The following is a 14364-nucleotide window of genomic DNA, read 5'->3' on the forward strand; positions in this document are numbered from 1 at the left end:
GGGTGATCATCACCCTGTTGAGTATCACCCCATCCACTCTGCCATTTGGCTTTTGTGCAGGGTTCCTTTCCGCAGCGCGCGTTCTTTCATGATGATAAAAAGCACGGGGGTCATAATCAGAACGTGGACCGCAGAGGTCAGCAGCCCGCCAATCATCGGCGTGACAAGCGGCTTCATCACGTCGCTTCCCGCGCCGGCGGCGAACATGATCGGCACCAGGCCCAGCATCGAGGTTGCCACGGTCATCAGTTTGGGGCGCAGCCGCTGCACGGCCCCTTCCATTGTTGCGGCATGGAGATCGGCGGCGGTGATTGCTTTGCCCGCCGCAAGTTTTGCGTCCAGCGCGTGGTGCAGATACACCACCATCACCACCCCCGTTTGCACCGCCACGCCGTACAACGCAATGAACCCCACCCAGACCGCCACCGAGAAATTGTACCCCAGAGCGTACAGCAGATAGACCCCACCCACCAAAGCGAACGGAACGGAAAGCATCACCACCCCGGCTTCTTTCCAATCTTTGATGGTCATGTACAACATCAGGAAAATAACCAGAAAGACTACCGGCATCACCACCATCAGCCGCGATTCGGCACGCTGCTTGTTCTCATATTGGCCGCTCCATTCCAGGCTGTATCCTATGTCCAATTTCAGCTCCGTGGTTATCCGCTCCTTTGCTTCGGCCACAAAGCTCCCCATGTCGCGCCCGCGAACGTTCAGGAAAACCACCGAGCGGAGCTGGCCGTTCTCGCTATAGATCATCGCGGGTCCATCGGCAAGGCGGATGTTGGCAAGGTCCCCGAGGGGGATGTAGTTGGCTTGCGGCGCAAACCCCGAAGCCGAAGCAAACGCGCCGGTGGAGCTAACTCCGCCGGGGGCTGTTCCTGCGCCAGCATTGGCTCCCATCCCGTTCATCCCGCCCGATTGCCCGCCACCCATCCCCTGGGGCGCGGCCTCGGCAGAAGTTGCTGCGGCGGGGAGCGAAGGCATCGCGCCGGGCATCCCGACCGGGACCAGAATGGAGGCGATTGCTTCGGGGGTGTTGCGTGTGCTCCGTTCGTAGCGGACCCGCACGGGGTAGCGTGCGCGCCCGTCCAAGATCTGCCCGATATTCTCCCCACCGATTGCCGTCTCGATCAACATCTGAACGTCGGCGCGGCGCAGCCCGTAGCGGGCGATTTGGTCATCGCGCAGGGTGATGTCAAGGAAACTTCCCCCTTGCACGCGGTCGGCAGCAACGTCCGCCGCGCCGGGGATTGTTTTCAAGATTTCTTCGGCGCGGATTGCCAGCCGTTCCAGCGTGTCTAGGCTGGTTCCGTAGATCTTTAATCCAAGCTCGGTCCGCACCCCGGTTGCCAGCATGTTGATGCGGTTGATGATTGGCTGGGTCCAGCCGTTGCGCACGCCGGGGATTTGCAATTGCTTGTCCAGTTCCTCAATGATTTTTTGCTTGGTGATGCCGGGCCGCCATTGGTCGCGGGGCTTCAGCAGCACAATCGTTTCGATCATGGAAAGGGGGGCGTTATCGGTTGCGGTTTCGGCGCGCCCGGCTTTCCCCAGAACGTGCGCCACCTCGGGGTAGGCCGCAATGATTCGGTCCTGGGCAGCCATTGCCCGGTTCACTTCCGGCATCGAGGCGTTTGGCAGCAGCACCGGCATGAAAAGGATGGAGCCTTCGTCCAGCGTCGGCATGAACTCCGATCCGGTATCCATCACCATTGGGATTGCCACCAGCAAGGCAAGCAGGTTCAGCGCAATCGTCGTCTTCCGCCAGCGAAGGCACCAGCGGAGAATCGGCGCGTAGAGCCAGTGGAAGAACCGCATCACGGGGTTCTCCGTCTCCAGCCGGAACCGCCCCCGCATGAACAGGGTCATCAGCACCGGAACAAGGGTGATTGCCACCACAGCCGAGGCCGCAATCACAAACGTTTTGGTCCATGCAAGCGGGTGGAACAGCTTCCCTTCCTGCCCTTCCAGAAGGAAGACCGGAAGGAAGGAGAGGACCATAATCGCTTCGCTGAAGAAGATTGCGCGCCCAACTTGTTTGGCCGATACAATCGCCAGCCGAGCGTACTCCGAAGGGGGAAGGTTCGGGTTGGCGCGCTGCGCTTCGGCGATGTTCCGGTAGGCGTTTTCCACAAGGACGATGGAGGAATCAACCACCACGCCAATCGCCAGCGCAATTCCGCCAAGCGACATGATGTTGGAGGTGATGCCGAACGCCCGCATCAGCAAGAACGCCAGCAGCACCGAGACCGGAATCTCGATAAGAATACGGACCGCGCTGCGGACGTGGAAGATGAAGATCAGCACCACCAACGTCACGATCAGGGCTTCTTCAATCAGGGCGCGTTCAAGCGTTCCGATTGCTTCGTTAATCAGCGGCGTGCGGTCGTAGCTTGGGACGATTGCCACCCCTTTTGGCAGGCCCGGAGCAATCTCGGCAATCTTCTCTTTCACCCGTTCAATCACTTCCCCGGCGTTCTCCCCCTGGCGCATCACAATGATGCCACCAACGGCTTCCCCCTTGCCATCGTTCTCCAGCGATCCGCGCCGCAAATCGGCACCAAGCTGGACGGTTGCCACCTGGTCCAGCCGCACCGGAATCCCGCCCGTAAGCGTTGCGACGGTGGTTCGCGCAAGGTCATCGCGGCCGTTGAGATAGCCCTGGCCCCGCACAAAAAATTCCGCACCGGAGACCTCGATCAGCTTCCCGCCAACTTCGTTGTTCGAGCGTTGCACCGCCGCCACAATGGCATCGAAGGTGATGCCGAACGAGCGCATCTTCTCCTGGTTCACATCCACCTGATATTGGCGGATGAAGCCGCCGATGCTGGCAACTTCGGCAACGCCATCCACCGCCGCCAATCGGTAGCGGATGAACCAATCTTGGATTGAGCGGAGCGTGGCAAGGTCGTAGCCCTCCCCCTGGACGGTGTACCAGAAGACGTGGCCAACGCCGGTTCCGTCGGGGCCAAGCGTTGCGGTTACGCCCGGGGGGAGCTTGGCTTGGGCAACCTGCAGCCGTTCCTGCACGCGGGTGCGGGCCTGGGTAAGGTCGGTCCCATCCTCGAAGATCACGAAGATGAAACTCATCCCGAACATACTGTTGGCGCGGACGGCCTTCACGTTGGCAAGCCCTTGCAGCGCGGTGGCAATTGGATAGGTGACTTGGTCCTCAACAATCTGCGGCGAGCGGCCCATCCACTCGGTGAAGACAATCACTTGATGTTCGGAGAGATCGGGGATTGCGTCCACCGGAGTGGTCATCACCCCCCAAGCCCCAGCCCCCGAAAGGAGGAGGAACAGAAGGATCACCAACGCGCGGTGGTTCGCGCTCCAATCAATGATGCGTTCTATCATGGGAAACAGAAATCCGTTGCCGGGAGTTAGTTATTGGTTCCAGGTATCAATTGCACTATTTTCATCGCTGTATAATTGGAGTATCTCTATGATGAACATTACTGTCAGCGATGCCCAAGCTGATCTTCGGCGGCTTATCGCATTGGCGTTGCAGGGGGAGCAAATCATCATTGCTGATGATGGAAACCGGCGTGTGCTGCTTCAGCCAATGCCAACCGAAACGGAACCTCGCCGTTTAGGAACCGGCAAAGGCCTGCTCCTGTATATGGCTGATGATTTTGATGATACCCCTGATGAATTTCAAGGGGATATTGAATGAGCAACTACCTTATTGATACGCACACCTTTATCTGGATGCTCAATGGAAATCAGGAATTGATAGGAGCGAGCGCAATCGCCGCTCTTCTTGATTCGGAATCCGTTCTTCTGCTCAGCCAAGCCAGTATCTGGGAAATGGCGATCAAACTCTCAACAGGTAAGCTGCGATTTGCAGTCCCATTGCATGTCCTCATCGAAACCCAGACTGCTGCGTTAGGTGTGTCCGTCCTTCCAATTTCTACAAGTGCTCTTTGTGCCCTTGAATCGCTACCTCTCCATCACCGTGATCCATTTGATCGCCTCCTTGCGATTCAAGCATTGCATCACCAACTTATTTTTTTAAGTCGCGACACTGTCTTCGATTCCTATGGGGTACAACGCCAATGGTGATTTCAATTCAGGCATCATACCAGAAATCGCGCTGATAGAATTGGTATTAATGCCCTTCATGCCCGCTGCTGGTTCCTGCGTTTAGGCGGGCTTCGCTGTCAAGCAGGAAACCCCCTTCGGCGGCAACGTTTTCGCCGGCCCGCAGGTCGCCTCCGGTGATTGCGTACCACGCCCCATCGCTTGCGCCAATGGTGACTTTCCGGGCTTGGAACATATTCTTCTCCACCTCCACATACACCATGTCCATCCCCCCAGTCCGGACCACCGCGCCAACGGGAACGGCAAGGGAGCGGACGGGATCGGGAGCAAGGTTGGCGGTTAGGTACATCCCAGGTTTCAGCATCCCCCCGCCGTTGCCAAACACCCCGCGGACTTGCGCCGTGCGGGAGGCCGGGTCAATGGTGGGATAGATGAAATCCACCCGCCCCGTCAGCCGCTGGTTGCCAATTGCCGGGCCGCTAAGCCCCATCTCCATCCCCGCACGAATCCGCGGCAGGTCCGCCTCGAAGACGTTCGCCTTCACCCACACGCTGGACAAGTCCACCAACTCCAACAGCAAGGTTCCTTCGTTCACGTAGGCCCCTTCCACCACTGCGCGGCGTGCCACCATGCCGCTGATTGGGGCGTAGATGGTGATGGTTTCCGCAACGGTTCCGCGTTCCTCCAGCGCGGCGATTTGCGTGCTGGTCATCCCAAACTGCAGCAGCCGCGTCCGCGCCGCAGCAACAACCTTGTCGGCACGATTTCTTCCGTTGCTATCCCCGCCCACGGCGCGGAAATCAAGCGCGTTGCTGGTGGCCGATTCGTGCGCCAGCAGATACTCCTGCTGGGCGGCAATCAGCTCGCGGCTGAACAACTCCAGCAACGGCTGGCCTTTGCGGATTGCTTGCCATGTCTGCGTGGCGTACAAGCGTTCAATCCGCCCTGCAACGCGCGCGGCAACGGCCCGCTGTGTGGATTCGTTGACCTCCACAACCGCCGGAACCTGAATCCCCCTTCCCACCGCCCGCGACTCCACCGCGACGGTGCTTACCTGCGCCAACACTCGCCCACGCTCGGTCAGGTGGATCATGCTGGCGTGGCCGGTGTCGTGGCTGCTGTGGGGACCATTGTGGGACTCGTCGTGGGTTTGGCCGCTCCCTTCCGGCACAAGGTCCATGTGGCAGATTGGGCAGATGTCGGGACCCGGGCGCACCACTTGTGGGTGCATCGGGCAGATATATTTGGTGGCGGCGTTCCCCCCCTGTGCGGCGTTCGCTTCCCCCCCCGATTTCCACGGCTGGAAATGCCACAAGGCAAACCCGCCCCCGGCAAGAATCGCAAGGCCAATCGCGGCAATCAGTGCCCGGCGGCGGAATGTTGGTTGTGTTGAAGTTGAGTTCATCGGTGTTAGTCGTTTGTCATTCTCTGCTTCTCGTTCTCTCCTGCTGCGGTAGCGGTCCCGACCTTAGTCGGGGCCCAGGATCGAAGATGGCGCCGAAGGCTAAAGACCTTTTACCAATCCCGACGGAGGTCGGGGCGGCTACCCCTGACTTAGCCGGGGCCATCACGGTAGCGGCCCCGACCTTAGTCGGAGCCCAGGATCGAAGATGGCGCCGAAGGCTAAAGACCTTCGGCTACCCCTGACTTAGCCGGGGCGGCTACCCCTTCTATCAATCCCGATTCAATCGGGACGGCTCCTGGTCCTTTTTTATCAGTCGTTGGCTATCAGTTCTTCAATCATTGCTGCGGCCATGCCTTGCTCCATTTGCGCCATCAGCAGGTCCATGCGGGCCATGATGAGCATCTTCATGCCATCCAGAAGGGAAGGGAGCGGGGCGCGGTTGGCGGAGTACTCGTTCCGCAGGGCTTGCAGCGTTCGCTCAAGAAGTGGGGTTTGGGTTTGGCGCAGGTAGCCAATGGTGGCTTCGGCGCGGGAAAGCTGCGAGTAGGCCGCGCGGAGCATCCCCTCCATCTCCAACTCCATCCCTTTTCCTTCCTCCAGATTTTTTTCGGCTTCGGCCTGCCAGGCCAGTGCTTCACCTTCGGCGCGGTCGCGGCTCCAGCCGGTTGCGGGGATCGTCACCATTGCGCCAAGCGTCAGGCCCCAGTTCATCGGCTCGCCCGCGCCGGTAACGCCATGCTCGCCGGCGTTTGCCTCGCGCAGGGGATGGCCTTCCGGCATATATCCAACGCCGCCGCGCAGCATCAGCATCGGGCGGCCCATAGCGGTTGCGGCCTGGGATTGCAGGTTCGACATCTGGGCCATTGCTTCCATCCGGCGAAGCTCAGGGTGGCCGGCAATGGCCTTGCGCGCAGCGTCGAACGGCGGGGCGGAAACGGGGGGAAGCTCCGGTGAAATCTGGATTGGCGAGCCGGAGGGGAGGGCAAGAATCGCGTTCAGCTGCCCGACCGATTCGGCACGTTCGGCAGCGATGGTGGTGGCTTGGTTCGCCAGCCGCGCAAGCTCCGATTCAATCCGAAGCAGGTCCGACCCCGGCGTTTTCCCGGCCTGAAATCCGATGGTGGCGGTGCGGTGGACCAGCTCCGTCAGCCGTTGTTCTTCGGCGTTCAGCTCTACCTTCCGGTCGGCCAGCCAGATTGCCAGATACTCCTGCCGGACCTGCAACCGGAGCTTCCGCCGCAGCCCCGCAAGCGATGCCTCGGCAACGGGGCGTTCGGCGGCCATTGCGTTGGCCATTGCGCGATTCTGCCCAAACAAGGGGATCATCTGCTCGGCCATCAGCATTGTTTCGCCGTTGTTCCAGGGGGTTGGGTTGTCAATAACAAGGTCGCGGAACTCCATCCCGATGCTGGGCGGATCCCATGCCGAAGCGGAGCGTGCGCGGTGGTCCGCAACGGCGATTGCGTGCTGCGCCGCCCGCACCCTGGGGTGCACACGGAGCGCGATAGCGATAAGGGAATCAAGCGGCTGCGCCGAAGCCACCGCAGGCATTGCAAGCAAGGCAATGGCTGTGGCTGTGGCAATCATCCCACCTTTCCACCGGAGAAAACGGTTCATGGCCGTGAAGAAGGATTCTTGAGAAAACAGAACGAACGGGTTCGGCTGAATTGCTGCTGCCCGGAAACAGCGGGTTGTGCTGTTGGCCAATGGAGCAACGGGCGCGGGCTTCCACAGCTGCTTGGCAACAAAGGAAGCGACGAGGAAGGTTGGGAACGGTTACTCAGGATTGAGCAAAGCACGCCCCCGCGAACCGGAATGGATCCGCGAAGTGTGGGATCAAATCAGAAGTGTGGCGTTGCGGAGATAGGCGGTGCGGGCAAGGGCAACAATGCCGTCGGGAGGGGGAAGGTCCGCGGCGTGGCGATAGAGAAGAATGGGAAGACGGGGAAGAAGATCATGGACCGCTGCGGTCGCGAAATGCAACCCCGCTGCCGGCTCAGGCAGCTGCACTTTCGGAAGTGCCGAATCCACCTTGTCGGGGGCGATGGTCTTGTAGGTGCAGCAGGGGATCGAGCGGAATGACTTCTGGTTGGAGTGCTTCGGCGTTGATGTTGGAGCAACCTTGCAGGCCGAGCAAGCGGGGGCTTCCTTCTGTTGGCCACGCGCTGCGGCCTCGCGCTCCATCCGGCACGCGTGAAGCGTCACCGGAACGCCAAGCGTGTGGAACAGGAACGCCAGAAGCGTCAGCAGTATGGTAATCGGGCGGAACATGAATGGAAGACCGGCACAAAGGTACGCCCGTTGACGCAGCGGAGCAAGGGGATATTGCCGAAGGGGGGGCAGATTGTGTCGACGCTGTCGACACAATCTCCCAACGAAAAAAAGAACCAACGAAAAAAGGGGAAAGATGTTTGCTCTTTCCCCCCTCTCTTCGGTTTCTGCCAAGCGGTGCTGTGGCCTTCCGTTACTTCGCTTTGATGTTCTCCCGCAATTTCTCCATCAGTGCCAGCTCGGCTCGCAATCCTTCGTTGTTCAGGATGCTGTTTTCTTGCTGGACGGTGGCAATGGCGCGGTCCAGGATTCCCACGGCTTCGGCTTTTTTCCCTTCGGCAAACAGGGCGCAAGCAAGGCGTAATCCCAGGTAGGTGTTGGTCAGGGCCGCGCCCAGCCGTGTGCCGTCGTGGGTGAAGTACTGCCGCCCCTGGGTTAGCGCGTTCCCGGTGTTGTTGCTTAGCAGCATCTGTTGCGATTTCTTCACGTTGCTGGCGGTGGTGTACTCCATCGTCCCGGTTCCCAACGATTCCCCTTGTTCAAATTCCAACCCTGTTTCCAGCATCTGGCTTTCGTAGCGAAGGATGATTGCGCCGCGGTTGGAGGAAAGGAACACCGTGGGGATATTCAGCACTGCGTCGGGGTCCCCGGGCTTCCATGTTGGAAGGCCATACACCTGCCGAAGCCGCGCACCCTGCGGGGTTTTTACGGCAATGCGGAGGTCGTAGGCGATTGGGGTGACAAGGTAGTCGAACTCCGAATCGAACACCGTGGCAATCCGCTCCTGGGTTCCCAAGTAGAAGAAGTTCCCGCCGCGCAGCTGGCTGATGTGGTAGATCAGTTCTTGCCCAAAGTCAACCCCCACGCCGAAGGCTGATAGCCCGATTCCTTGATCGGCGTACTTCTGGGTAATCGCCTGAAAACTCCCTTCGTCGGTTGCGCCGATGTTCGGGCGTGCGTCGGTGAAAAGCATCAGCCGCTTTGCCACGCCAGCGCGCCCGGCCAGCTTGGCCAGTTGTTCGTATCCAAGCTGGATTCCGGCTTCGATATTCGTTCCTCCGTCGGGTTCCAATCTATCAACGTTGTGCAGGAATTGGTCGGGGTTCCCCATGCGGGTTGCGCCCATCATCACTTCGGCATTTTCGTCGAATTGGATCAGGATCACCTCATCCTGCTCTCCCAATTTTGTTGCCAGCGTGCGCAACGCTTTCTTCACCGACTCCATGCTTTCGCCACTCATCGAGCCGCTATGGTCCACCACCAGCGCAAGCTGAAGGTTCTGGCGGTGGAAGTCTTTTGGTTGAAGGGTGGAGGTCATCCCCAGATGGATCAGCAGGGCCTCCTTTTCATCGTCAATCATTGGGGTGTAGCCGTAGCCAAGTGCCAGGCAAAGGGAGTCGGTGCAATCGCCAGCGGGGGTGGGGATGTCGTGCTCGCTGAACAAGCCTTCGGCAACGATGAACGAGGAGTCGGGAACGCCCCCTGCTTCAATAAGCCGCCGTGCGTAGCCAATATCTTGCGCGCCGCCAACCGTTGCCCCCAACGGCCCGGGAACGCCGCAACCACCAAACGGCACAAGCGAAGCAAGGGAAACAGCAAGGATGCTAAGGTGTAGCCAGATTGTTTTCATGGAGAAGGGAAAACCGAATGAGTAGGAGTTACGTTTATGGGATGGAAGACACCAACAGCAAGCAAATATAACGTGGGCGATTACAAGAGCCTGCGAAGGATGAACGTCGTTGGGGGCATATGAATCACGCTTCCATAATCGCTTGTTTGGCGGTGCTTGCCACACTGATTTCCGCCAGCCCATTGGCCGCCCAACCGCAACCGCAGCAGCAAGGGGCTGAGTGGTACGACACGTTAACGGTGACGAAACCACGCTACGCCAGGATGACCGACAGCGAGCGGTTTCTGTTATCGCTTTATACCGCTGCCACACTTCCATCGCTGATTGTGGTTGGGGGATTGGCAACGGTTCCGCCATCGGTTAGCGCGATGCAGGAAGATGGAGTTTGGCGAACCGGGGTGGGGCTTTCGGCAGGGATCGGGTTTGGGGGCGACCGCCGCAGCCTTTGGTGGTTCCACGATGCGCGCCTGCAAGCCGAAGGGACCTGGTACTTCCACCGCGACCGCCCGCTGCTGCTGCGTGCCGCGCTGCTGTTCGATTACCGGGTGGCATCAATCAGCCGGAGTAATCTTTACTGGGTTGGCCTTGCTGGCGGCGCGGGGGCATCAACCGACTTTGCCGCAACCTCCCCTTTTGCCGAAGGTTGGATTGGGGTGATGAACCCGAACGGAGTCCGGTTCACAGGGCTTTTCCCGATGCACAATTTTGGGCTACGAGGTCGGGTCGGCTACGATATCGCCAACGAACGCTCATGGATAGAGCTTGCGCTGGGGGGGACGGCAACGTTCTAAAAAAAGGGGAGGTGAGTCTTTGAGCCGAAGTTGGGGGGGGGCATAACGAATCACGGCGCTTGTTCGGCACAAAGCATTCCACACGCACACCGTTTCCCATGATGGAAGCCATCGCAGATTCCTATCAGTTTTGCCGTTTGGTAACGCTGCGCCACGCAAAGACCTTCTACTTTGCTTCGCGATTTCTTTCCCACAACAAGCGGAATGCCTGCTACGCGGTGTACGCTTTTTGCCGGTACGTTGATGACCTGATTGACCAGCAAGTGGCCCACAGCGGCGGCATTGCCGACGGCGCAGCAATCCAAAGAACGATTGCCCAATGGCAATGCGACTTGGACCGGGTGTATGCCGGCGATTCGGGGGCAACGCCGGTGATGGTGGCTTGGGGCGATACGCTGCGCCGCTACAACATCAGCCGCAACCTTCCCGATGAACTGATTGAAGGGGTGATGATGGATCTGCGTCCGGCGGTTCGCTACCGGACCTTCGATGAGTTGTACACCTACTGCTATAAAGTTGCCTCCGTTGTGGGGCTGATGACCAGCGAGATTTTCCGCTACAGCAACCCCGCCGCGCTGAACCACGCTGTGGACCTTGGCATTGCCATGCAGCTTACCAACATCCTGCGCGACGTTGGGGAGGATTGGCGGATGAACCGAATCTACCTGCCACAGCAGGAGTTGCAGGCGTTCGGGTTGGACGACAACGCCGTGGCGCGGGGGAAGGTGACGCTGGAGTTCCGGCGGCTGATGGAGTTCCAGATTGAACGCGCCAACAGCTACTACCGCAGTGCCCAGCGCGGCATTCGGATGCTGGAGCCGGACAGCCGCCTAACCGTGACGCTGATGAGCCATAACTACCAGGGTATCCTTGAAGCGATCCGGCGGAACAACTACAACGTCTTCACCCAGCGCGCTTCGGTTCCGCTGCCACGCAAGCTCCTCAGCGTCCCCAAACTCTGGTTCGCCACCCGATAACCGCCGCGCCCCACCGATCCGCCGCAAGCGGTTGCGCGTTGGCAGCGGCCCCGACTCAGTCGGGATTGATAACAGGTCTTTAGCCTGCCCAGAGAAGATGGCGCCGAAGGCTAAAGACCTTCGGCTACCCCGGCGGAGGTCGGGGCGGCTACCGGTTAGATGACATTAAAGGCTGAAGACTTTCCTGCCGCCTGGCGGGATTTTTTTTGTGACGATTAGGGGAATGCGTGTGTCTTTAGCGGTAGTTGAATTTCATGTTGTGGCGTTTTTTCTGGCAGCCTTGCGGGAATTCTTCCTTGCCTGTCTCCTTCAATTCCCCCAAATTCCCGTTCCGCTTCCTTGCATCTGGGTATTGAACGCCATTGCCTGCGTGAGGGGCGGGGCGTTTGAAACGTTAGGAGAAGGAGCACAGACTTTGCTGGATAGGTTCAGCAACTTCTCTATCTTGCGCGTCCTTTCGGAGAGATTCCAACCAACGCTAACTCCATACATCTTCCTTATTCATCAACCGAATCACCATGAAGAGATACTTACGCGCTACTACGCGCCGTGCTGGGCTGTTGCTGGTTTCTGGGTTGCTGGCCTGGACCGCCGCAACGGCGCAGCAGGCTCCCGGACAAGGAACCCGAATGTTCCGGCTTGCCGAGCGGAAAGTTTCCGGCAAAACCTTGCAATCGCTTCAGCTGCTGACCCTTGCCCGCACCCAAACTTTGAACCTTGATCTTGCCGCATTCCGCGCCGCTGCCGCACCGCAGATGCGCATTGCCGCCATGCCGATTGCCCCGGGGGTAGCGGTTGATCTGGAATTGTACGAACACAACAACATTGCCCCGGGCGCGGACCGCAGCTACACCGATGCCAACGGGCGGCGCATTCCGCTTCCGGCCCCCACGGTCCGCACGTTCCGCGGGAAGGTGGCGAACGATCCCGCAAGCGATGTCTTCTTGGCCATTGGCGACCGCATGGTTCTGGGCCACGTCAACATGGACGGCAAGGGGTATGAGGTCACGACCGATTTGGGAACGCCGAAGCAGGGGGATATCCTTCCGGTGGTGACGTATCCATTTTCCGATCTTCCCGGAAACATGGTCCGTTGCGGTGTCAACGACCAAAACCTGCTTCGCTTGGATCAAGGGCACACCCGCAATCTCCCAAAAAATAGCGGCGGTCCACGCCTGCAGGGGTCCGGCGCAATCAACTACTCCATCAAAGCTGGCTTCGATGCCGATTATGAGTATCTGCGGCTGTTCAACGGCGACGTGGCGTTGGCCCAGGATTACATGGTGGGCCTTGCCAGCAAGGCCAGCGCCGTCTATGAGCGGGATTTGGAGACGCAGATTGTGGTCAACTACATCCACATCTGGGATAACCAGGGGCAACAGCCGTACAAGGAAAGTGTCAGCATGGATCAAGCCCTGTACGAAGCCACGGGATATTGGAAAGATAGCAGCAAGCCGGAGCGGGCGTTCATGAGCATCCTAAGCGGGAAGCCCTGGGTGAACCCAATCGGCATTGCATGGTTGGACGTGCTGTGCATTGACCGGCAATCGTGCAACTTCAGTGCCATCACCTACACCAACCCCTCGCGCGACATCATGGTGCTGTGCCATGAGATTGGCCACAACTTCTCCATGCGCCACACCCACGATTGCAGCTGGGGCGGGCAGTACGGCGGCGCGATTGATAAATGCGCACCAGCCGAAGGGGGAAGCTGCTTCACCGGAACCCAGCAGCAGCTTGGGACGATTATGAGCTACTGCTCACAATCGGATCTGCGGTTCGATCAAATCCAGATTGATTGGATGATCCCAAAAATCAACGAGAACAAGTTTGGACCGAACGGGGAAGGGTGCTTCGAGTTCTCGCGGAAGCTCACGGTGATCCCGCAGCGGATCATCTTCCCAATCGTGAAGCTCAATAACCCGAAGGACACCACCATCAACGCCATGTTCCGCAACAACAGCAAGGAAGATGTGATGGTGACGAAGATAGACATGACCGGCGACGTTGCCGCGTTCGAGTTCAAAACACCGCTGGAAGGCTTCACCCTGAAGCCAGGGGAGACGAAATCGTTGGAGCTGACATTCACCGCAAAGGTGGAGGAGGTTCCGCAATACGCCAAAATGTTGGTGACGCACAACGGCTTGAACTACATCAGCCAAGGCCCCGTCGTTATCTCCTTTGAAGCCTATGCCGAGAACAAGCGGCCGGTGCTGGGATTCGTGACCAAAGGGAGCGGGAAGATTGATTTCGGGCGGCGCACAATCCAGAAGCCGGTCTATGACACCTTGCGGCCATTGTACCGCAACCAGGGGAGCAACGGCGCGCCGTTGTATGTGGACCGCACGGAGATTGTGGGGCCGGATCGGTTCGATTTCGAGATGGTTGCCGGCACCGCGCCGTTCGACCTGAAAAGCGGAAGCGGGCGCGATGCTATCGTGAAGTTCACCCCATCCTCCGTTGGCCAAAAAACCGCTTGGCTGAAGGTCTGGAGCAACAGCAACAACATCCAAGATGGGACCGACAGCATCATGCTCACCGGCGAAGGCGTTGTTGGAAGCGGTGCCGGGGTTGTGGACCTGCGCCTGCGTTCGGGGGCAATCAATTTTGGGGATGTGAAAACCTTCAAAACCTACGATACTGTCCTCTCCAACTTCTACTACAACGCCGGCACGGTGCCGCTAAGCATCTCCTTCTATGTGGATGGCGACAACTCCACCGATTTCTTCAGCAACAACAGCTTGGTGGAGGTGACGCCTGGGCAAGGGGATGAGCTTCAGCTCACGTTCTACAGCGAGCGCAAAGGGGCGAAATCGGCCATGCTGATCGTCAGCACCGACGACGTGTCGGACGATAAAAACCCGGTCCGCGTCCGTGTGGATACGCTGTACCTGTACGCCAATGCCGATGGGCTAAGCGCGGTGCCGGGCCAGCCAGCTGAGGTGCAAGGAATGGCCCTTACCCCGAACCCCACAGCCGGGGCGGTGGAGCTGGCGATTGCTCCCATGAACGGCGAACTTGGCCAGGCCTACACCATCACCATCACCGATGTTGTTGGGCGCGAGGTCTATCACGTGGAAGGGCGGTTCGAATCGGACAAAACCTTGAACCGAATCGAGACCGGGAACTGGAGCAGCGGCGTGTACTACGTGAAGCTGAGCAGCAAGCAAGGAACGCGAACAATGCCGCTAACCGTGAAGCGATAACGCGCAACGTAGGATACCGATCATTCCGCATCGG

10 protein-coding genes are annotated in these 14364 nt (G+C 59.1%); 5 read left to right on the forward strand and 5 right to left on the reverse strand.

What is annotated here, in order from left to right; genetic code table 11:
• Positions 1-24: 24 nt before the first annotated feature.
• On the reverse strand, positions 25-3363 hold the full coding sequence (locus IPM61_09915) for an efflux RND transporter permease subunit (protein ID MBK8911630.1): 3339 nt from the start codon (positions 3361-3363) through the stop codon (positions 25-27).
• 88 nt (positions 3364-3451) lie between these two features.
• On the opposite strand from IPM61_09915, the gene IPM61_09920 reads away from it, so the two are divergent.
• Both IPM61_09920 and IPM61_09925 read left to right on the forward strand, forming a co-directional pair.
• On the forward strand, positions 3452-3682 hold the full coding sequence (locus IPM61_09920) for a type II toxin-antitoxin system prevent-host-death family antitoxin (protein ID MBK8911631.1): 231 nt from the start codon (positions 3452-3454) through the stop codon (positions 3680-3682).
• Positions 3679-4071 (forward strand): type II toxin-antitoxin system VapC family toxin, encoded by a 393-nt coding sequence (locus tag IPM61_09925; protein ID MBK8911632.1) that lies wholly within the window; start codon positions 3679-3681, stop codon positions 4069-4071. The genes IPM61_09920 and IPM61_09925 overlap by 4 nt, the downstream gene beginning before the upstream one ends.
• Positions 4072-4117: 46 nt before the next feature.
• Here IPM61_09925 and IPM61_09930 read toward each other — a convergent pair whose 3' ends face one another.
• From IPM61_09930 to IPM61_09945, 4 genes are all read right to left on the reverse strand, one after another.
• Entirely contained in the window at positions 4118-5455 is a 1338-nt protein-coding gene (locus IPM61_09930; protein MBK8911633.1) for an efflux RND transporter periplasmic adaptor subunit, read from the reverse strand.
• A gap of 309 nt (positions 5456-5764) precedes the next feature.
• Positions 5765-7072, reverse strand: coding sequence for a TolC family protein (locus IPM61_09935; protein ID MBK8911634.1), 1308 nt, complete (start codon positions 7070-7072; stop codon positions 5765-5767).
• A 219-nt stretch (positions 7073-7291) separates the two neighbouring features.
• Positions 7292-7726 carry a hypothetical protein gene (locus tag IPM61_09940; protein ID MBK8911635.1) on the reverse strand — a complete coding sequence of 145 codons (435 nt, stop codon included), beginning with the start codon at positions 7724-7726 and terminating at the stop codon, positions 7292-7294.
• 193 nt (positions 7727-7919) lie between these two features.
• Complete coding sequence (locus IPM61_09945; GenBank protein MBK8911636.1) at positions 7920-9356, reverse strand: VWA domain-containing protein; 1437 nt, start codon at positions 9354-9356, stop codon at positions 7920-7922.
• A 119-nt stretch (positions 9357-9475) separates the two neighbouring features.
• On the opposite strand from IPM61_09945, the gene IPM61_09950 reads away from it, so the two are divergent.
• The 3 genes from IPM61_09950 (at position 9476) to IPM61_09960 (ending at position 14330) form a co-directional block, all read left to right on the forward strand.
• The gene (locus tag IPM61_09950) at positions 9476-10147 is read left to right on the forward strand and encodes a hypothetical protein (protein ID MBK8911637.1); all 672 of its coding nucleotides are present in this window, start codon (positions 9476-9478) and stop codon (positions 10145-10147) included.
• Positions 10148-10245: 98 nt separating this feature from the next.
• Positions 10246-11124 carry a phytoene/squalene synthase family protein gene (locus tag IPM61_09955; protein ID MBK8911638.1) on the forward strand — a complete coding sequence of 293 codons (879 nt, stop codon included), beginning with the start codon at positions 10246-10248 and terminating at the stop codon, positions 11122-11124.
• 518 nt (positions 11125-11642) lie between these two features.
• Positions 11643-14330 (forward strand): T9SS type A sorting domain-containing protein, encoded by a 2688-nt coding sequence (locus IPM61_09960; protein ID MBK8911639.1) that lies wholly within the window; start codon positions 11643-11645, stop codon positions 14328-14330.
• Positions 14331-14364 lie beyond the last annotated feature (34 nt).

The organism is Chlorobiota bacterium (assembly GCA_016710285.1).
GTDB lineage: Bacteria > Bacteroidota > Ignavibacteria > OLB7 > OLB7 > OLB7.